The following is a 19,551-nucleotide window of genomic DNA, read 5'->3' as shown; positions in this document are numbered from 1 at the left end:
GTCAAGTTATGACATTTCCGATTCGTACATGAGAAGAACTCTTAAACCGGCGAGTGGTGACGCGGCTTACGTCGAGATCGGCTGTCCCACGGGCCGCCTTCCCGGCAGGATCGCGGACATGCCTGATCAGCCGAGCGCGCCGACCCCGCCCGGCGGGACTGAGCCGGACCTCGCGCACCACGGCGACGCGGAGGCGACAGCCGGCCTGGTCGACCTCGCCGTCAACGTGCGTCGGGCGCCCCTGCCGCAGTGGCTGGCCGGGCCGATCACCGCAAGCCTCACCGATCTGGCCCGATACCCGGACCCGGCGCCGGCCCGCGCCGCGGTCGCCGCCCGGCACCGGCGTCACCCGGACGAGGTGCTGCTCACCGCCGGGGCCGCCGAGGGCTTCGTGCTGATCGCCCAGGCGCTGCGGGGCGTCCGCCGCCCGGTCGTGGTGCATCCCCAGTTCACCGAGCCGGAGGCGGCGTTGCGGGCCGCCGGCCACCAGGTCGAGCGGGTGCTGCTGGATCCCGCCGAGGACTTCCGGCTCGATCCCGGTCGGGTGCCCGCCGACGCCGACCTGGTGATGATCGGCAACCCGACGAATCCCACCTCCGTACTGCACCCGGCGGAGACGGTGGCCGCGCTGGCCCGCCCCGGCCGGGTGCTCGTGGTCGACGAGGCGTTCGCCGACACCACGATCGCGCCCGGGCGCACCGGCGAGCCGGAGTCGCTGGCCGAGCGGCGCGACCTGCCCGGCCTGCTCGTGGTGCGCAGCCTCACCAAGACGTGGGGCCTGGCCGGCCTGCGGATCGGCTACCTGCTCGGCGCGCCGGAGCTGCTGTCCCGGCTGGCCGCCGTCCAGCCGTTGTGGGCCGTATCCACCCCGGCGCTGGCCGCCGCGTCGGCCTGCGCCACGTCCGTCGCGGTCCGGGCCGAACGCGCGATCGCCGCCGATCTCGCCGCCGACCGCGACCATCTGGTCGCCCGCCTGGCCGACCTTCCAGGTGTACGCGTCGCAGGCCGCCCCGCCAGCGCGTTCGTGCTGCTGCACCTGCCCGGTGCGAGCCGGATCCGGTCAGCCCTGCGGGACCGGGGCTGGGCGGTGCGCCGGGGCGACACGTTCCCCGGCCTCGGCCCGGACTGGCTGCGGGTGGCGGTACGCGACCGAAACACCACAGAAGCGTTCGTCGAGGTGCTGCGCGAGACCATGGAGGCATGATGTTGGAGAACACGATCGCGGCGATCCGACCGCTCGACGAGTCGGCGATGGCCGCCGCCCGGGAGCTGCACGGCCGGCTCACCAAGCCGGCGGGCTCGCTGGGTCTGCTGGAGGAGCTGTCGGTACGCCTCGCCGGCCTGGCCGGCGCCTGCCCGCCGCCGCTGCCCGAGCCGGCCGCGGTCGCGATCTTCGCGGGTGACCACGGGGTGCACGCCCAGGGCGTGTCCCCGTGGCCGCAGGAGGTCACCGGGCAGATGATCGGCAACTTCCTGGCCGGCGGGGCGGTCGTCAACGCGTTCGCCCGGCAGGCAGGCGCCTCGGTCACCGTCGTCGACGTCGGCGTGGCCACCCCGCTGCCCGCCCCCGAGGTCCCCGGCACGGCGGTGCTCGACCCGTCCGCGCCCCGACTGGTCACCGCGTCGGTCCGCAGGGGCACCCGGGACTTCACGGTGACCGCCGCGCTCACCGGGGACGAGGCGCTGGCGGCCGTGCGGACCGGCATCCGGATCGCCGACGAGCTGATCGACGCCGGTGCCGGCATCCTGCTCACCGGGGACATGGGTATCGGCAACACCACCCCGGCCGCCGCGTTGATCGCGGCATTCACCGGGGCCGACCCGCTCGACGCCACGGGCCGGGGCACCGGGGTCGACGACCCGACGTACGCGCACAAGGTGGCGGTGGTGCGGGCCGCGCTGGCCCGGCACACGCCCGACCCGGCCGACCCGCTGGGTGTGCTGGCCGCCGTCGGTGGGCTGGAGCACGCCGCGCTGGCCGGCCTGATCCTGGGCGCCGCGGCCCGCCGTACGCCTGTGCTGCTGGACGGCGTCATCGCGGTCTCCGCCGCGCTCGCCGCCGCCGCGTTCGCCCCGGACGCGGTCGGCGCGATGGTCGCCGGTCACCGCTCGGCCGAGCCGGGCGCCACCGTGGCGTTGCGCCACCTGGGTCTCGACCCGCTCATCGACCTGGGGCTGCGCCTCGGCGAGGGCACCGGTGCGCTGCTGGCGCTGCCAGTGGTCACCGGCGCGGTCCGGGTGCTGCACGAGGTGGCCACCTTCGACTCCGCAGGCGTGGCCGAGAAGTGACAAGTCCGTACCCTCTGGGCCTGCGGTTGGCCGGGCGGCGGGTGGTGGTGGTGGGCGGCGGCGCGGTCGCCACTCGGCGGGTCCCGGCGCTGCTGGACGCCGGCGCGGACGTCCTGCTGGTGGCGCCGGAGCTGACCCCGGCGCTGCGCGCCCACGTGAACGCCGACCGGCTGCGCTGGGCGCCGCGCCGGTTCGCGCCGGAGGACCTGGACGGGGCGTGGCTGGTCCAGGTCGCGATCGACGACCCGATCGCGGCGGCGTCGGTGAGCGCCGTCGCCGCCGAGCGGCGGATCTTCTGCGTACGGGCCGACGACCGGGCGGCCGCCACGGCCTGGACCCCGGCGGTGACCCGGCAGGGTCCGGTCACCGTGGCGGTGCTGGGCGGCGGGGATCCCCGGCGGGCGATGAGTGTCCGTGACGCGATCCGCGACCTGCTCGCCGTGCGCGACGCCGCTCCCACCCGGGGCCGGCCCGACGCCGAGGCCACCTCCGCTGCGACGGTCGGGCGGGTGGCGTTGGTCGGCGCCGGGCCGGGTGACCCGGAGTTGATCACGGTGAAGGGCTGGCGGCTGCTCACCGTGGCCGACGTGGTGGTCGCCGACCGGCTGGTTCCCGGGCTGCTCCTGGACGAGCTGCGCCCCGACGTCGAGCTGGTGGACGCCTCGAAGATCCCCTACGGCCCGTCCCGGGCGCAGGAGGAGATCAACCAGATCCTGGTCGACCGTGCCCTGGCGGGCGCCTTCGTGGTCCGGCTCAAGGGCGGTGACCCGTACGTCTTCGGGCGGGGCGGGGAGGAGTTGCTGGCGTGCGCGGAGGCCGGCGTACCCGTGACTGTCGTGCCGGGGGTGACCAGCTCGATCGCCGCTCCGGCCGCCGCCGGCATCCCGGTCACCCACCGGGGGGTGGCGCACGAGTTCACAGTCGTCTCCGGGCACCTGGCACCCGACTCGCCGGCCTCGCTGGTGCGCTGGGACGCCCTCGCGGGCCTGCGCGGCACGCTTGTGATCCTCATGGGGCTGAAGAACCTCGCCGCCATCACGGCCACCCTCATCGCGCACGGGCGTTCGCCACGGACACCGGCCGCAGTGGTCCAGGAGGCCACCACCGGTGCCCAGCGGGTCCTGCGCTCGACGCTTGAAGCGGTGGCCGCCGAGGCGTTGGCGGCCGACCTCCGTCCACCCGCCGTCGTGGTGGTTGGCGACGTGGTGGGTGCCCTCGACGAGTGATCGGTGGCCCGGGGCGACGCGACCCCGGGCGGTGCGGGCGGCTCAGCGGCCCGGGCAGCGGACACTGCCTGGTCCCTGCGGGTCCTTTGCTCTGCTTCAACCGACGCAACACGGAGAAGGCGTTGTGTTGCGTGCAGTGAAGCAGAGCAAAGGACCCGCACGGGGCCGGGGCCAGGGCCAGGGTGGTGACGGCGGCGCTCGGGTGACCGGCACCCGCCGGTGCTGTCGAATCGAGGCGCCTGCCGAATTGACGACGGGCCGGAGCAGCGATGCTCCGGCCCGTCGTGGTCTGTCTGTCGAACTACTGCTTGAGCATGTTGTCCAGCAGCAGGGCGCAGCGGATGAGCCCCAGGTGGCTGTACGCCTGCGGGTGGTTGCCCAGCCCGCGCTCGGCGAGCGGGTCGTACTGCTCGGGGAGCAGGCCGGTGGGGCCCGCGGTGAGCACCATCTGCGCGAACAGCTCCTCGGCGTCGGTGCGGCGGCCGGTGCGCAGGTACGCCTCGATCAGCCACGCCGTGCAGATGTGGAAGCCGCCCTCACGGCCGGGCAGGCCGTCGTCCCAGTGGTACCGGTAGACGACCGGGCCGCTGCGCAGGTCCGCCTCGATCTTCAGCACGGTGGACAGGAAGCGCGGGTCGTCACCCGGGAGCAGACCGGACAGGCCGATCCACAACGACGACGCGTCCATGTCCTCGTCGCCGTACGCGACGCTGTACGCCTCGACCTCGTCGTGCCAGCCGTGCTCCAGCACGTTGGCGCCGATCCGGTCGCGCAGGTCCTTCCACTCGGGTCGGTCCTCGCCACCGTGCTGGCGCATCACGTGCAGCGCCCGGTCGACTGTCATCCAGCACATCACCTTGGAGAACACGTGGTGCCGTGGTGGCAGCCGGGCCTCCCAGATGCCGTGGTCGGGCTCGTGCCAGCGGCGGCGGACCGCCTCGACCATGTTCTCCAGGACCCGCCACTCGTCGTCGCGGACCGAGCCACGGGCGTCGGCGACGGCCGCGATCAGGTCGGCGATCGGGCCGAAGACGTCCAGTTGGAGCTGGTGGTTGGCGAGGTTGCCGACGCGTACCGGCCGGGAGCCGGCGTACCCGGGCAGTGTGTCGATGACGGCCTCGGCGCCCAGCTCGTACCCGTCGATGGTGTACAGCGGGTGCAGGCGCTCCGGGTGGCCGCCGGTGCGCTCGATGCAGCCGTCCACCCAGCGCAGGAACGCCTCGGCCTCCTCGATGGAACCGAGGTCGACGAGCGCGCGGGCGGTAAGCGCCGCGTCCCGCAGCCAGCAGTAGCGGTAGTCCCAGTTGCGGACGCCGCCCAGCTCCTCGGGGAGCGAGGTGGTGGCCGCGGCCAGGATCGAACCGGTGGCCTCGTGGCAGAGGCCGCGCAGGGTGAGCGCGCTGCGGGCGACCAGGTCGCGGGAGGTCGAGGGCAGCCGCAGCGAGGCCACCCAGTCCTTCCACGGCTGCTCGGCGGCTGTCTGCCGCTCGTGGATCGGCACCCGGTGGTGCTCCAGGCTGTGCGTGCCGAAGCGCAGCTCCAGCACGACCTGCCCACCGGCGCCGGAGAGGTCGACGACGGCCTTGGCGGTCTCGTACCCGCCGTCGTTGTTGACCTGCCACTCGACGCCGGGGGAGTAGAGGGCGATCGGCTCGTTGGAGCCGAGCACCAGCAGGCCGTCGCCGAGCGGCTGCAACTGCACGGCGACCTGACCGAACTCGGGCCGGGGGGCGAACTCCAGCCGGGCCTTGCCGTGGCCGGTGAGCACCCGGACGAGGGTCGAGTCGCCGGTGACGACGGCCGGGCCGTCGGGGGTGGTCTCCCGGGCCGGCTTGTCCAGCCAGTCGGTGACGGTGAGCCCGGACCACCGGGTCTCCACGGTCATCGTGCCCGAGCGGTAGCGCTGACCCAGCGGGATGCCCCCGCGTTCCGGGGCGACGCTGAAGTGACCGGCCGGGCTGCCGCCGACCAGGTCCGCGAAGATCGCCGCCGAGTCGGGCTTGGGGTGGCAGAGCCAGCTGACCTTGGCCTCGGGGGTGAGCAGCGCGACGGTACGGCCGTTCGAGAGCATCGAGTGCCGCTCGATGGGCACCGCCCGCTCACCGAACAGCCAGTGCCGGCGGGTCTCCAGCAGCAGCCCGAGTGTGCGGGCCGCGTCGAGCGGCTCGGCCACCCGGTAGGCGGCCTGGGTCTCGCCGGGGCCGATCTTGATGCCGAGGTCCGGACCGTGCAGGTTGCCGAACGCGTTCTCGTCGGTGACGTCGTCGCCGATGAACAGCACGGCGCTGGCCGCGAGCTGGGTCCGGAGCTGGTCGATAGCGGTGCCCTTGTGGGTGGCCACCACGGAGAGCTCGATCACCTCTTTGCCCTGGGTGACGGTGACCCCGTCGAAGGTGGCCGGGCCGGTGCGGACCGCCTCGATGGCGGCGGCGGCGACCTGCGGGTCGACCCCGCGGGTGTGCATGGCGACGCTTGCCGGCTTGCGTTCCAGCCGGATCCCGGGGTGCTCGGCGGCGATCTCGCGAAGCGCGTTGCGCACCCGCTGGCGTACCGCCACCAGCTCGGGGGAGAGTCGCTCGACGAAGCCGATGTCGAACTCGGAGCCGTGGCTGCCGACGAGGTGCACCTCGCTGGGCAGGCGGGAGAGCGCGGCCAGGTCGCGCAGCGCCCGGCCGGAGACGACAGCCACGGTGGTCTGCGGGAGCGCGGCGAGCGCGCGGATCGCGGCGACCGACTCGGGCAGGGGTACGGCGGTGCTCGGGTCCTCCACGATCGGCGCCAGTGTGCCGTCGTAGTCGCAGGCGATCAGGAGCTGGGGGACCCGGGCGATCCGGCCGATGGCGGAGCGCAGCTCAGGGTCCATCACCTCGGTGACGATCGGCGCTCCGTCGTTGACGGACGTGTTCACTCGGCCTCCGCCTCGGAAACTCCCAGTTCGGAGAGGAAAGACTTGGCCCAGTGCCCCACGTCGTGGGTACGCAGGTGACGTTGCATTGTCCGCATCCGGCGGCGTGCCTCGGTTTTCTCCACGTGCACTGCCCGGAGCAGGGCGTCCTTGACCGCGTCCGGATCGTGCGGGTTACACAGAAAGGCCTGGCGCAGCTCCGTTGCGGCGCCAGCGAATTCACTGAGCACGAGCGCACCGCCCTGGTCGGCGCGCGATGCGACGTACTCCTTGGCTACCAGGTTCATTCCGTCTCGCAGCGGTGTCACCATCATCACGTCGGCAGCAACGTACATCGCGGCCAGTTCACTGCGACTGTACGACTGATGCAGGTAATGCACCGCCGGCACGCCGACCCTGCCGAATTCGCCATTAATCCGACCAACCTCGCGCTCTACCTTGACTCGAAGTGCCTGGTAGTGCTCGACGCGCTCACGGCTCGGTGTGGCGACCTGCACCATAACCGCATCGGGAACTGTCAACTTTCCGTCAGCCAGAAGTTCGCGGAAGGCCTTGAGCCGCAACTCGATGCCCTTGGTGTAGTCCAGCCGGTCCACGCCAAGGATGATCGTCTTCGGGTCACCCAGTTCGGCGCGGATCTGCTTGGCGCGGGCCTGGACCGCCGGATCGGCGGCCATCCGCTCCATCTCCTGCGTGTCGATCGAGATGGGGAAGGCGCCCGCCTTCACCTGCCGCCCGTCGACCTGGATCATCTGCCCCTCGTAGCGCAGCCCCAGCAGGTGCCGGGCCAGCCGGACGAAGTTCTGCGCGGCCAGCCGCTGCTGGAAGCCGACCAGGTCGGCGCCGAGCAGGCCGCGCAGGATCTCGGTGCGGAACGGCATCTGCATGAACAGCTCGATCGGCGGGAACGGGATGTGCAGGAAGAACCCGATCCGCAGGTCCGGTCGCAGCTCCCGCAGCATCGCCGGGACGAGCTGGAGCTGGTAGTCCTGCACCCAGACCGTCGCGCCCTCGGCCGCCACGTCCGCCGCGGCCTCCGCGAACCGGGCGTTGACCAGGCGGTACGCCTCGCGCCAGCGGCGCTTGTAGGCGGGCGTCTCCACGGCGTCGTGGTAGAGCGGCCAGATCGTCGCGTTGGACTGGCCCTCGTAGTAGCGCTCCAGCTCCTCGGCACTCAACGGGACCGGGTGCAGCCGGATCCCCTCCAGGTCGAACGGCTCGGGCGCGGCGCCTGTGCCACCGGCCCAGCCGACCCAGGTGCCCTGGTGTTCGGCGAGTACGGGATGCAGCGCGGTGACCAGCCCTCCGGGGCTGCGTCGCCACTGCCGTCCCTCGGGTGTGCTCACCTCGTCGACAGGCAGACGGTTCGCCACTACGACAAAGGAGCTACGGACGGTCACGATCGGCCACCTCCGGGTACTGACGGGTCCACCGCGATGAGCGTACTGAGCGTAGCTGCGGCCTCTGGGCCCCCGTGCCGGAGTCTCCTACCCGCCCCGGACTCGCCGAATCCTCGAGGTGATCTTGTCGACAGCCGCGCTGCGCGGAGTCGACGATCGGCTCGCCGCGTACTCCTCGGGCGGGGTGATGTGGGCGAAGCTCGCCGTACCTGTCAGGATTGACGATGGCGTGCGCGCGGCCGGCTCCCGGCCGGCGGCGGCGGGTGGAGGTCCGAGCCCGCGCCGCGCCGCCGATCAGGCGACAGCAAACCGACGGAGGTAGCCCGCACCGTGGCCCAGTACATCTACGTCCTGGAAAAGGCGCGCAAGGCGCACGGCGACAAGGTCGTGCTCGACAACGTGACGCTGAGCTTCCTGCCGGGGGCCAAGATCGGTGTGGTCGGCCCGAACGGCGCCGGTAAGTCCAGCCTCCTCAAGATCATGGCAGGGCTGGACAAGCCGAGCAACGGCGAGGCCCGGCTGATGCCCGGCTACACGGTCGGCATGCTCGCCCAGGAGCCTCCGCTCAACGACGCCAAGACCGTGCTCGGCAACGTCGAGGAGGCGGTCGCCGAGACCAAGGCCAAGCTGGAGCGGTTCAACAAGATCGCCGAGCAGATGGCTACCGACTACTCCGACGAGCTGATGGAGGAGATGGGCCGGCTCCAGGAGGAGCTGGACCACGCCGACGCGTGGGACATCGACTCCAAGCTCGAACTGGCGATGGACGCGCTGCGCTGCCCGCCGCCGGACGCCGACGTGACCCAGCTCTCCGGTGGTGAGCGCCGCCGGGTGGCGCTCTGCAAGCTGCTCCTGGAGGCCCCCGACCTGCTGCTGCTCGACGAGCCCACCAACCACCTGGACGCGGAGAGCGTCTCCTGGCTGGAGCAGCACCTGGCCAAGTACGCGGGCACCGTCATGGCGATCACCCACGACCGGTACTTCCTGGACAAGGTGGCCGGCTGGATCCTGGAGCTGGACCGGGGCCGGGCCATCGGCTACGAGGGCAACTACTCCACCTACCTGGAGAAGAAGGCCGCCCGCCTGGCCGTCGAGGGTCGCCGCGACGCGAAGATGAAGAAGCGCCTCACCGAGGAGCTGGAGTGGGTCCGCTCCAACGCCAAGGCCCGGCAGACCAAGTCCAAGGCCCGTCTGGACCGGTACGACGAGATGGCCACCGAGGCGGAGAAGACCCGCAAACTGGACTTCGAGGAGATCCAGATCCCGCCGGGCCCACGCCTGGGCAGCACGGTGATCGAGGCGCAGGGCCTCAGCAAGGGCTTCGGTGACCGGCTGCTGATCGACAACCTGTCGTTCTCGCTGCCCCGCAACGGCATCGTCGGCATCATCGGTCCGAACGGCGTCGGCAAGACCACGCTGTTCAAGACCATCGTCGGGCTGGAGGAGCCGACCGCCGGCGAGGTACGGGTCGGTCCGACAGTCTCGCTGTCGTACGTCGACCAGAACCGGCAGGGCCTGGACGGTGACAAGACCGTCTGGGAGGTCGTCTCCGACGGGCTGGACTACCTGATGGTGGGCAAGGTCGAGATGCCGTCGCGGGCGTACATCGCCGCGTTCGGCTTCAAGGGGCCGGACCAGCAGAAGCCGACGAAGGTGCTCTCCGGCGGTGAGCGCAACAGGCTCAACCTGGCGCTGACCCTGAAGATCGGCGGCAACGTCATCCTGCTCGACGAGCCGACGAACGACCTGGACGTGGAGACGCTCTCCAGCCTGGAGAACGCGCTGCTGGAGTTCCCCGGCTGCGCCGTGGTCATCTCCCACGACCGGATGTTCCTGGACCGGGTCGCCACGCACATCCTGGCCTGGGAGGGCGACGACCAGGACCCGGCTAAGTGGTTCTGGTTCGAGGGCAACTTCGAGGCGTACGAGAAGAACAAGATCGACCGCCTCGGCGCGGAGGCCGCCCGGCCGCACCGGGTGACGTACCGCAAGCTGACCCGCGACTGACCGGCCGAGACGGTGTCTGACCGGTTCGTCTACCACTGCACACTGCGCTGGTCCGACCTGGACGCGTACGGCCACGTCAACAACTCGCGCTTCCTCACCCTGTACGAGGAGGCGCGGGTGGCGTTGATGTTCGCCGGCGGCCGGGCCTGGGGGGTGGGCTCGTTCGCCGACGGTGTGGTGATCCGCCGGCACGAGGTCGACTACCTGCGCCCCGTCGACTACGCGCTGGGTCGGGCCACCGCGGAGGCGGCGCCCACCGTCCGGATCGAGCTGTGGGTCGAGGAGATCAAGGCTTCCCGCTTCACCGTCGCCTACGAGCTGTACGACGGCGACGTGCTCGCCAGCCGGGCCCGTTCGGTGCTTGTGCCGTTCGACCTGACCCGTCAGGTGCCCCGGCGGATCACCGCCGAGGAGCGGGACTTCCTGCTGACGTACGCCCCGCAGGGCGGCGGGGCGTGACCCGGCCGGGCACGGAACCGGGCCGGGTGGCGTCGGCGGCGCACGGCCTCACCGGCGCGGTCGACGCCGGCGCGTTCCTGGCCCGGCTGGTCCGACTCGACCCGGCCGCGCCGGTCCGGCTGCGGCCGGCCGGCGCGACCGGGCGCGTCGCGCTCTGGGCGCGGCTGCCGTGGCAGGTGCTCGTGGTGCGGACGGTGGCCGGCGGCCCGGCCGACGGCGTCGCCGACGACGTCACGGTGGCCGCCGCCGAACTGCTGGCCGAGCTGGAACGCGGCGGTACGTCGTTGCCGACGCGTCGGGACGCGCAGTGGCGGTGGCCGCTCCCGCCGGCGCGCAGCCAACCGGTGGAGGTGCTGCCCGCCGCCGAGCTGCGGCGGATCGCGGACGCCGCGGCGGGCACCCTGCGGACGGCGAGCGAGCAGGGTGTGGCCGGCCGGGCGGTCGGTCAGCGTGCCCTGCGGGACGCGCTGCTGGATCACGTCGCGGTGGTGGTCACGCCCGACGGGCCGCCGGCGCCGCCGGTGGAGGTACCGCAGCGGCTGGTGCAGGGGCTGGTCCGGATGGGCTTCCTCGGCGCCCCCGGCCCGGGCACCGCCGTGGACGAGCCGGCCGTGCAGGTGCGGGTGGCCGGCCGTTGGGTCGGCCTGGTGGGACCATACGGAGCGGCCTGGTTGCAGAAGGCCACCGACCTCGCCGTAACACCCCTCATGACTCGTCCGAACGGATGACCCCGGCTCATTCTTCTGGGCTGGGGCGGTCGTTGGGGGGGTGCTTCAACTCGGCTGTCCGGGTACCGTCCATCCTCGGATCCAACGCACCGTAGGCGACTGGATCCGCTGGGGAGTGAGGTGCGCGAGCGATGCCGTGGTGGTCATGGCGCCCCGGTCCCGCCGACGGCGGCGATCCGGAAACCCGAAGCGGGATCACAGTGGAGAGCGCGGTCCGGGTCGGACCGCCAAGCCCCCGCCAGCCGGGGGACGACTGCCCGTCCAATGAGCGGCCCGTGCTGACGGAGATGCCCGCCACCGTCGAGCCGGTCAGTCTGCGTCGGGTCTGCGACGCACTCGACCTGCTCGACGTCCGGTACCTTGCCGACGGCGACGGCAACCTGTTGGCCATGTGGGAGCGGCACGCCGTCCTGGTCGCCCTGGAGGGGCCGGAGGACGAGATCCTGGTGATGCGGGCCCGCCCGCACGCCACCGTCCCACCGGACTGGGCCGACCGGGCCTACCGGGTGGTGAACGAGTGGAACCACACACGCCGGTTCTGCAAGGCGTACATCGGCGACCCGACCGAGCGCGGGCAGTTGCCGATCTACGCCGAGCTTCAGGTGCCACTAGGCGCCGGCACCCACGACGCGCTGCTCGTCGAGATGCTCGACTGCGGCGCGGCGGTGGCCACCAGCTTCGTGGACTGGCTGCACGACGAGGGCGCTCTGCTCTGAGGCGCCGCGCGGGCCTGGTGTCCGGCCGGGGCCGTCAGGCGGGCCCGGCCGGGTCGTCCATGGCGTTGACCATGAAGTACGCGGCCCGCTCCAGATAGTCCCAGAGCGCATCGGCGATCTCCGGCTCCAGGTCGAGCCGGTCCACGGCGCGGCGCATGTGCAGCAGCCAGGCGTCCCGTTCGGCCACGCCGATCCGGAACGGGGCGTGCCGCATCCGCAGCCGCGGGTGGCCCCGCTGGGTGGAGTACGTGTTCGGCCCACCCCAGTACTGCATGAGGAACAGGGTCAGCCGGTCCGCGGCCGGCCCCAGGTCCTCCTCGGGGTACATGGGTCGCAGCAGGGGGTCGGTGGCGACACCGACGTAGAACTCGTCCACCAGCTTGCGGAAGGTGGGCTCGCCGCCGACCGCTTCGAAGAGGGTCATCGACGCACTGGGACGGTCGGATTCACCTGCGGGGTTCACCGTTCCATCCTGCCAGGTACGTTCCGCACCGGCCGGACCCGTACGCCGTGCGTCGGATCACGCCCGGCCCGTACGTCAGCTCAGGGCGTGCCGGCGGCGGCCCGTGCCCGTCTGGGGGTCGGCGGCAGGCGTGCCGCCGGAGGGCCGGTCGCCCTGGTTCGCCGCCTGTTCGGCGTTGGCCGCGACCGCCGCCGCGATAGTGCTGTCCACCGTCTGCCGGTCCGGCCAGCGCAGCGAGGCCACAAGCATCAGCAGCACCCCGGCGGCGCTCCACACGCCTACCACAAGCGGGATCGAGAACCGGTCGGCGAGCAGGCCGGTGACCAGCACCGCGATCCCCTGGATGACCTGGACCCCGGTGGCCATGACACCGAAGGCGCGTGCCCGGAACTCGGCGGGCAGGGCCTGGACGAACAGGCCGTTGGCCATCGGCAGCATGCCCGCGACCGCGAACCCGCAGAGCGCGGCGAGCAGCGCCACCACCTGTGGCGCCGGGTTGAGCAGTGCCGGCACCAGCGCCAGCGGGGCGAGGACGGCAAGTGGCCGCATCAGAGCCCGCCGCCGGGACGGGCCGAACAGCCGGCTCACGAGCAGCCCGCCGAGGATGAACCCCACCGGGTTGGCCACCATGATCAGAGCCTGCGCGAGGCCCTCGTCCATGCCGACGCCGTCCTGGTTGGCCCAGCCCGCCGCCAGCCCTTCCGGAACGATCGAGAAGAGCATCGCGCTGAACACCAGCACCGCGATGGCCCGCAGCACCGGCGTGCCGAACACGATCTGGAACCCCTGGGTGGTCTCCCGCAGCAGGTGGCTGCGGCGGGCGCCGGTCATCACGGGGGCTCGGTCCCGGACGCCGAAACGCACGAGCAGCGCCGAGGCGGCGAACGTCGCCGCGTTGATCAGCAGTGCGAGGGCCGGGTTGAACGCGGCGACGGCCGTGCCGAGCAGGTAGCCGAGGACCTGCGCGGCCTGCCCGACGCTGCTGTTCAGCGACAGGCCGACCACCAGCCGGTCGCCGGCGAGGATCTGCGGCATCAGGGCGGACTTCGCCGCCTGGCTCGGCGGGTTGGCCAGCGTGGCGGCGAAGATGAGCACGAGCACCGCCTGGACCGGCAGGCCCGGGATGGCGATGAGCAGCATCAGCGTCATCCGGATCAGGTCGCACGCGACCATCACCCGCCGGTACGGGTACCGCTCGGCAAGCGCGGCGAGCAGAGGGCCACCGAGCAGCCACGGCAGGAAGCTCACGGCGAAGGCGGCGGCGGAGAGCGCGACGGAGTCGGTCTGCTGGTAGACGAGAAGGGTGACGGCGGCCTTCGCCACGTAGTCACCGATCCACGAGAGGGCACCGGCCGCGAAGACAGCCCGGAACTCGCGCTGGGCGAACACTTCGCGAAATGTGGCCGGGCCTTCCGCGGAAGGTCGCTCGTCGGGCACCGTCGCCTCCATCGGCTCCCGGCGCACCGCTCGTGGCAGCCGGCCGGGAACACTCGTCAGATCTACGGATCAGCGAGGATGTGACCACGCTCCGGCGGGAACGCGTGCACCGAATTCTGCCCGATCGTCTGACAACTAGCTAGGGCGAACGGCTCGTTCGTCGCATCCCCGACTGAACGAACGGACGATACCTGAGGGGCCGGGCGGACCGCGACCCCTGTATCGACCGGACAGGCCGTCCCGGTCAGGTGGCGCCGCCCTGACCGGTCTCAGCCTCGGGCAGCGGCCGGCTCGGTACGCCGGGATAGATGCGGGCAGCGGCGATCTGGGCGGTGATCCCCGAGTTCTCCAGCGCCTCGGCAAGCCGCCGGCGCAGCTCCCGGCCCACCGCGAACTGCCCGTCGGCAGTCGTCTTCACCACCGTCCGGATCACCGCGCCGTCCACAGTCATCTGCTCGACGCCGAGCACCTCGGGCGCCTCGACGATCTCCGGCGACAGCTCCGGGTCCATCGCGATCGACGCGGCCGCGGTCCGCAGCACGGCGGTGGCCTCCTCGGTGCTGCTGAACCCGATCGGCAGGTCCACCACCACCAGGGCCCAGCCCTGGCTCTTGTTGCCCACCCGGATGATCTCGCCGTTGCGGATGTACCAGAGCACGCCCCGACCGTCGCGGACCGTCGTGACCCGCAGTCCGACCGACTCCACCACACCCGTCGCCTCGCCCAGGTCGACGTTGTCGCCCACGCCGTACTGGTCCTCGATGAGCATGAACAGACCGGCGATCAGGTCCTTGACCAGGCTCTGCGCGCCGAAGCCCAGCGCGACGCCGACGATCCCGGCGCTGGCCAGCAGCGGGGCCAGGTCGAAGCTGAACTCGCGCAGGATCATCAGCAGCGCGATCCCGAAGACGAACGCCGTGGTGAGGCTGCGCAGCACCGAGCCGATGGCCTCGGCCCGCTGCCGCCGTCGTTCCGGTACGAACTCGGCCGGGTCGACAGCGGCGGTGGGCACCCGCTCGCGCAGCGGCCGCAGCATCGTCGGCACCGCGCCGTCGGTGGTGGTCCGCACCAGCCGGTTGATCGTCCGGTGCAGCGCCCAGCGGGCCACCATCGCCACGACCAGGATCAACAGCACCCGCAGCGGCTTGAGCAGGATCCAGTAGCTGCCCTCGGCGAACCATTGCGACCGGGTGAGCTCGTAGATGAATTCGCAGGAGGAACTGCCCTGGCAGTTCACCGACCCGGCGGTGGACAGGGCGAGGGGCATCACGCTGGCGGCACTCACCCTGTCTTCGTACCGCAACGAACCGGACCGCCAGTCGCCGACCCACCGGCGGGTGACGTGCCGCCGACGGCGGCACCGGAACGGGGCGAACCGGCCATCCTGACAGGTGCGGTAGAGAGCTTCATGTCCGGCCCCGGATTAGTGCGTGCAATCCGGGGTCCGATCAGGGACTATTGGCGCAACGGACGTCGGTGATCGGCCGGCGTCGACCGTGTGGGTCGTCATGCCCGACCCCGGTCGACGGCGGTACGCAGCAGCCGCTGAACCGGGAGGGTGAGCGCGATGCCTGACATACGACCCACGGTGGGCTCCGGCGCGTTGGTCCTCAACGCCACCTACGAGCCGCTGTGTGTCGTGTCGGTGCGTCGAGCCGCGATCCTCGTGCTGTCCGCGAAGGCGGTCTGCGTCGCCGACGGGGACGGCATCCTGCACAGTGCCCGCGACGCGCTCCCGGTGCCGTCGGTGGTCCGGCTGACCCGTTTCGTCCGCGTCCCGTACCGCACGCACGTCGGGCTGTCCCGCCGGGCGATCTTCGCCCGGGACGGCTGGCGGTGCGCCTACTGCCGGGGCCCGGCCGAGACGATCGACCACGTGTTCCCGCGCAGCCGGGGTGGCCGGCACGCGTGGGAGAACGTGGTGGCCGCGTGCGCCCGCTGCAACCACACGAAGGGCGACAAGACCCCCGCCGAGCTGGGCTGGCGGCTGCACGCGCTGCCGGCCGCGCCGAAAGGGACTGCGTGGCGGGTCCTCGGGCACCGCGCTCCGGACCCGCGCTGGGCCGACTGGCTCGACCTGCGCGAGCCCGAAGCGGCCGCCTGACCGCACCCGCCCCGGCCCGGGCGCTCAGTCCCGCCGGTCGGCGGCCCGCCGCGTGGCGCGCTCGTGACGGTCGACAGCCCGTCCGTACGCGATGGCGAGGAGCGTGTCGATCTCGGGCAGCATTTGCGGTCCCGGCATCACGATCCCGGCGAAGCCGTGCAGCGCGTAGCCCGGGTGCGGCGTGAGAGTGTCCAGCCGGGCGTGGTCGAAGTCGTCCCGGTGCTCCTCGAACGCCTTCGGCGCGAAGCCGAACGCCCTTTCGAACTCGACCCGGCCCAGGTCCAGGTTGAGCCGGAAGACGCCGGGACGGTCGAGCTGCCCTGCCTCGTCGAAGCCGGGCACGTCGTGCTCGACGATCGTGGCGAACGGTTGGCGGCGGTCCGCTCCGACGTAGAAGAACCGGTCGCCCCACGCCCCCTCGGGTGATCCGTTCTCCTCGCTCGCCACCACCTGCTCTACGCCGGGCAGCGCACCGATCCGGTCGGCGAGCACCGTCGTGTCGACGCCTGTGGGGATGTGCAGCACCGCGTCGGCGTGGTCGATGGTGGCCTGGTCCAGCGGGAAGTAGCGGTGGTCGTGGGTTCTGCGCTCGGCCGGGCCGATGTCGGTCGCCGGGACGTATTCGGGAAGGTCGCCCCTCTGCTGGAGCCGGCCCTCGTAGGTGGACGCGGCGGGCACGCCGATGCCGAGCGCGGGGCTCGCGCCGAGGCTGCCCACCACCACCCGGTACCGCTCGCCGAGCAGTGCCCCGACGATCGCGCCGGCGCCGGCCCACGACACCGTCGTCGTGCCCATCGTCATCGTGCTCGGCTGGCGTTGCAGGTGTGTGTTGTGCGCGAAGACCAGCGTCGGTCCACGGTGCGCCTCGACCGCCCGGATCGCGAGCAGGTTCTCGGCCATCAGCGCGTCCCGGACACCTGCCAGGCGTGCGAACCGTTCCTCCTGGCCGAGTGGGGCCGCGGCCGCGGCGTGGTAGCGCAGCAACGCGACAGCCGACGTGGCGTGCACGAGCGCCTCCGGCCAGCCCACGGACCGGCGGTGCGCCTGGAGGTACAACTCGGTCACCAGGTCGTCGGCGAGCACCCGTAGCCGTTGGGCGTCCGTCGAGCGTCCGACCGACCGACCGGCCTCCCAGATCGCGGCCGGGTCACTCCACCGGGCCTCGTCGCCAACCAGGTCGTCGATCTCCGCCGAGCGGTCGAGGTCGAGGAAGTCGCAGACCCGCGTCAGGTGCCGGCGCGGGCTCGGAGCGCCCTCGATCTCCAGCGGCGCGTCGAAACCGTGGAACCGCAGGTGCTGCGCGGGCGGGCGTCCGGCGTTCCACTCGCGCATGCGCAGCAGCAGGTCACGGTTGGCAGGCGCGGCGCCGAAGCCGTGACTGAACCCCTCGGCGAGCACACGGTCGAGCGGCACGTCCCCGCCACGCACGAACTCGTCGGCGAGTAGCCCCGCGGCCCGGTCGCTCTCCAGGGCGATGGAGCGACAGCCGTGCTCGGCCAGTGTCAGGAAGGCGTCGTTGCGGACCTGGAGGAAGGCGGACTCGCCATGTGTCGGCTCACCGAGCGCGAGCAGGGCCGGCGAGCCGTCGAGCAGGTCGAGAAGAGTGGTCATTGCATCGACCGTATCCTTGAACCAGCGGTTGAGACTTCAGAGCGACGGAGCGCGGTGGCAACCACAAAACCCTCAAAGCCGGGGGTACGTCGACCGATCGACCTGGCCCGCCGGCACGGACTGTCGGCGCAGGCGGTCCGGAACTACGAACGCGATGGTGTGCTGCCACCGGCCGAGCGCACCGCCACCGGATACCGCCGCTTCACCGAGGCGCACGCCCGTGCGTTGAGCGCCTACCTGGCGCTCGTCGCCGGCCACGGACACGCGGTGAGCCGCGAGATCATGCGCGCGGTCAACCGGGGCGAGATGGACACCGCCCTGCGCGCCATCGACAACAGTCATGCCCTGCTGCGACGCGACCGGGAGACGCTGGACGCGGTCGAGGCGGCGGTCACCACGCTCACCGCGACGAAACCCCCGCCGCAGGGCCGGCGGGCCGTACCGATCAGCGTGCTGGCGCACCGGCTCGGCGTACGACCCGCGACCCTGCGCAAGTGGGAGTCGGCCGGGATCCTGCGACCGGAGCGCGATCGGGTGACCCGCCACCGCGTCTACGCGCCCGACGACGTCCGGGACGCCGAACTCGCCCACCTGCTGCGCCGCGGCGGGTACCGGCTGGGCCACATCGCCGACGTGCTGCGTCGGGTGCGGGACGCGGGCGGCGCCGAACCGCTCGCCGCGTCCCTCGGGCAGTGGCGCGGACGGCTCACCTGGCGCGGCCGGGCCATGCTCACCGGGGCCGCCCGGCTCGCCGAGTACCTCGACGCCGTCGCGGACGGTCACCCTCCCCGGGCCTTGACCAGCGAGGCGAAGACCACGACGTTGTCCGAGTAGCCGGTCTCCCCGCCGACCCAGCGACCGCCACAGGTGATCAGGCGCAGGCTCGGACGGCTGAAGTCGCCGTACACCTCGTCCACCGGCAGTCGCCCCTTGTCGAAGCGCTGCACCGAGTCCACCTCGAAGACCGCCACGCTGTGGTCGGTGCGCGTCACCTCGATCCGGTCGCCGGAGCGCAGCTCACGCAGTTGGTGGAACACCGCCGGACCGGTCGTGGTGTCGACGTGGCCCACGATCACCGCGGGGCCGTACTGCCCGGGTGTGGGGCCCTGGTCGTACCAGCCGGCCTCCTGGGCGCGGGCCGCGTCGGGCACGGCGATGGTGCCGTCGGCGGCGATGCCCACGTCGTGCACAGGCGCCCGCAGGTCGATCGTGTCGATGCTGAGGCTCACCGGGTGGCTGGCCGGCAGGACCGGGAACTTCTTCGGCGGTGGCCGCAGGCCGGCGCTGAGCCGGTCGGGCAGGATGCTGACCCCGGTGACCTGCTCGACGCCGAGCATCGCCACGATCAGCACCATCAGCCCTGCGATGGCCAGCACCGGCAGTCCCGGTCCGGTGCCGAACCGGCCGCGCAGCAGCGGCGGTGCGGCCGTCCGCGTCGGCGGCAGCGGACGGGCGGCCGGGTCGGTGGTGGCGACGCTCGCCGACACGGCCTGCCCGGCGACCCGACGCAGCCTGCGCGACGCGCGGGCCACCAGCCGGCCGGACGCGCGCAGCGCCGGCCCGGCCCGGAAGCGGGCGCGGCGATCCGACCGCGTACGCGCGGATCCGCGGGTCATTGTTGGTCCGGCTCAGGAGCCGGCTCCGGCCCGGCGCCGTCCGCCCGCCATGCCGAGCGCCACCGCGGTGGCCACCAGGGCCACGCCGCCGAGCACCAGCAGGGAGCCCGTGCCCCGGCCCCCGGCGGTGCCGCCGCCCCCGGTCGCCGGTCCCTTGCTGGGCGAGGCCATGTTCAGCACGGTCAGCATCGTGGAGGCCGTCTGGCCGTTCTGGCAGCGCAGGTCGACCGGATAGTCACCAGGTTCCTTGTTGCCCGGCACGGTGACCTCGCCCTTGAGGAAGCCGTTGTCCGGTCTGAGCATCACGTGCCCGAACGCGTCGGAGTGCACGTTGGCCTGCCGTTCGTTGTTGTTGTCGCAGCTCGCGCGGATCGTGACCCGGCTGCCGGCCGGGACGCTGTTAGGCGTCACCTCGACGAAGGTGTTCTCACCGGCGTGTGCCGGCGTGACCGTCATCAGGACGAACGCCGCGACCAGCCCGACAAGTGTCAGTGCGGACGAGAGCGCGCGGTTGATCGTGCGGATTCCCTGCATGATTTCCCCCCAACCGGCGACGACCGCCGGAACCCTCCCCTGGGCACGCGCCTGCT

The 19,551-nt window shown here is 72.3% G+C and carries 17 protein-coding genes; 9 read left to right on the top strand and 8 right to left on the bottom strand.

Annotated elements, in window-relative coordinates:
- Positions 1-118 precede the first annotated feature (118 nt).
- The 3 genes from cobC to cobA are packed head-to-tail and all read left to right on the top strand — an operon-like array spanning position 119 to position 3,515.
- Positions 119-1,204: an Rv2231c family pyridoxal phosphate-dependent protein CobC gene (gene cobC / locus ACZ6N8_RS22945; RefSeq protein WP_466012546.1), complete on the top strand. Its 1,086-nt coding sequence runs from the start codon at positions 119-121 to the stop codon at positions 1,202-1,204.
- Positions 1,204-2,289 carry a nicotinate-nucleotide--dimethylbenzimidazole phosphoribosyltransferase gene (cobT, locus tag ACZ6N8_RS22940; RefSeq protein ID WP_466012544.1) on the top strand — a complete coding sequence of 362 codons (1,086 nt, stop codon included), beginning with the start codon at positions 1,204-1,206 and terminating at the stop codon, positions 2,287-2,289. The genes cobC and cobT overlap by 1 nt, the downstream gene beginning before the upstream one ends.
- A complete protein-coding gene (cobA, locus tag ACZ6N8_RS22935) occupies positions 2,286-3,515 on the top strand; it encodes a uroporphyrinogen-III C-methyltransferase (protein ID WP_466012542.1) in 1,230 nt (409 codons plus the stop codon). Before cobT ends, cobA begins: the two co-directional genes overlap by 4 nt.
- Before the next feature lie 301 nt (positions 3,516-3,816).
- On the opposite strand, the gene otsB is transcribed toward cobA, so the two are convergent.
- Both otsB and ACZ6N8_RS22925 read right to left on the bottom strand, forming a co-directional pair.
- Positions 3,817-6,378: a trehalose-phosphatase gene (otsB, locus tag ACZ6N8_RS22930; RefSeq protein ID WP_466012748.1), complete on the bottom strand. Its 2,562-nt coding sequence runs from the start codon at positions 6,376-6,378 to the stop codon at positions 3,817-3,819.
- Between the two features lie 41 nt (positions 6,379-6,419).
- Positions 6,420-7,820, bottom strand: coding sequence for an alpha,alpha-trehalose-phosphate synthase (UDP-forming) (locus ACZ6N8_RS22925; protein WP_139585604.1), 1,401 nt, complete (start codon positions 7,818-7,820; stop codon positions 6,420-6,422).
- Positions 7,821-8,150: 330 nt separating this feature from the next.
- Here ACZ6N8_RS22925 and ettA point away from each other — a divergent pair, with 330 nt between their 5' ends.
- The 4 genes from ettA (at position 8,151) to ACZ6N8_RS22905 (ending at position 11,730) form a co-directional block, all read left to right on the top strand.
- Positions 8,151-9,827, top strand: coding sequence for an energy-dependent translational throttle protein EttA (ettA, locus tag ACZ6N8_RS22920; RefSeq protein ID WP_364373553.1), 1,677 nt, complete (start codon positions 8,151-8,153; stop codon positions 9,825-9,827).
- Between the two features lie 12 nt (positions 9,828-9,839).
- Entirely contained in the window at positions 9,840-10,286 is a 447-nt protein-coding gene (locus tag ACZ6N8_RS22915; protein WP_139585602.1) for an acyl-CoA thioesterase, read from the top strand.
- Entirely contained in the window at positions 10,283-11,014 is a 732-nt protein-coding gene (locus ACZ6N8_RS22910; protein ID WP_466012539.1) for a DUF8185 domain-containing protein, read from the top strand. The genes ACZ6N8_RS22915 and ACZ6N8_RS22910 overlap by 4 nt, the downstream gene beginning before the upstream one ends.
- Positions 11,015-11,145: 131 nt before the next feature.
- On the top strand, positions 11,146-11,730 hold the full coding sequence (locus tag ACZ6N8_RS22905) for a type III secretion system chaperone family protein (protein ID WP_357990570.1): 585 nt from the start codon (positions 11,146-11,148) through the stop codon (positions 11,728-11,730).
- Between the two features lie 34 nt (positions 11,731-11,764).
- Here the strand turns inward: ACZ6N8_RS22905 and ACZ6N8_RS22900 are convergent, their stop codons facing one another.
- The 3 genes from ACZ6N8_RS22900 to ACZ6N8_RS22890 form a co-directional block, all read right to left on the bottom strand.
- Positions 11,765-12,154, bottom strand: a complete 390-nt coding sequence (locus ACZ6N8_RS22900) for a globin (RefSeq protein WP_466012537.1) — start codon at positions 12,152-12,154, stop codon at positions 11,765-11,767.
- Between the two features lie 114 nt (positions 12,155-12,268).
- Positions 12,269-13,642, bottom strand: a complete 1,374-nt coding sequence (locus ACZ6N8_RS22895) for an MFS transporter (protein WP_466012535.1) — start codon at positions 13,640-13,642, stop codon at positions 12,269-12,271.
- A gap of 232 nt (positions 13,643-13,874) precedes the next feature.
- A complete protein-coding gene (locus tag ACZ6N8_RS22890) occupies positions 13,875-14,897 on the bottom strand; it encodes a mechanosensitive ion channel family protein (RefSeq protein WP_466012747.1) in 1,023 nt (340 codons plus the stop codon).
- 300 nt (positions 14,898-15,197) lie between these two features.
- Here ACZ6N8_RS22890 and ACZ6N8_RS22885 point away from each other — a divergent pair, with 300 nt between their 5' ends.
- Complete coding sequence (locus ACZ6N8_RS22885; RefSeq protein WP_074313833.1) at positions 15,198-15,734, top strand: HNH endonuclease; 537 nt, start codon at positions 15,198-15,200, stop codon at positions 15,732-15,734.
- A 24-nt stretch (positions 15,735-15,758) separates the two neighbouring features.
- Here the strand turns inward: ACZ6N8_RS22885 and ACZ6N8_RS22880 are convergent, their stop codons facing one another.
- Positions 15,759-17,345, bottom strand: a complete 1,587-nt coding sequence (locus ACZ6N8_RS22880) for a DUF6194 family protein (protein ID WP_466012534.1) — start codon at positions 17,343-17,345, stop codon at positions 15,759-15,761.
- A gap of 54 nt (positions 17,346-17,399) precedes the next feature.
- Between ACZ6N8_RS22880 and ACZ6N8_RS22875 the strand changes: the two genes are divergently transcribed.
- Positions 17,400-18,179, top strand: coding sequence for a TioE family transcriptional regulator (locus tag ACZ6N8_RS22875; protein WP_466012532.1), 780 nt, complete (start codon positions 17,400-17,402; stop codon positions 18,177-18,179).
- Here ACZ6N8_RS22875 and ACZ6N8_RS22870 read toward each other — a convergent pair.
- A complete protein-coding gene (locus tag ACZ6N8_RS22870; RefSeq protein ID WP_466012530.1) occupies positions 18,125-18,961 on the bottom strand; it encodes a class F sortase in 837 nt (278 codons plus the stop codon). The two genes, ACZ6N8_RS22875 and ACZ6N8_RS22870, sit on opposite strands and share 55 nt — an antisense overlap.
- Before the next feature lie 12 nt (positions 18,962-18,973).
- A complete protein-coding gene (locus ACZ6N8_RS22865) occupies positions 18,974-19,495 on the bottom strand; it encodes a hypothetical protein (RefSeq protein ID WP_466012528.1) in 522 nt (173 codons plus the stop codon).
- Positions 19,496-19,551: the final 56 nt, after the last annotated feature.

Source organism: Micromonospora sp. NPDC047521 (assembly GCF_055587305.1).
The sequence above is the reverse complement of the archived record's forward strand: the minus strand, read 5'-3'. Positions and strand labels throughout refer to the sequence as shown.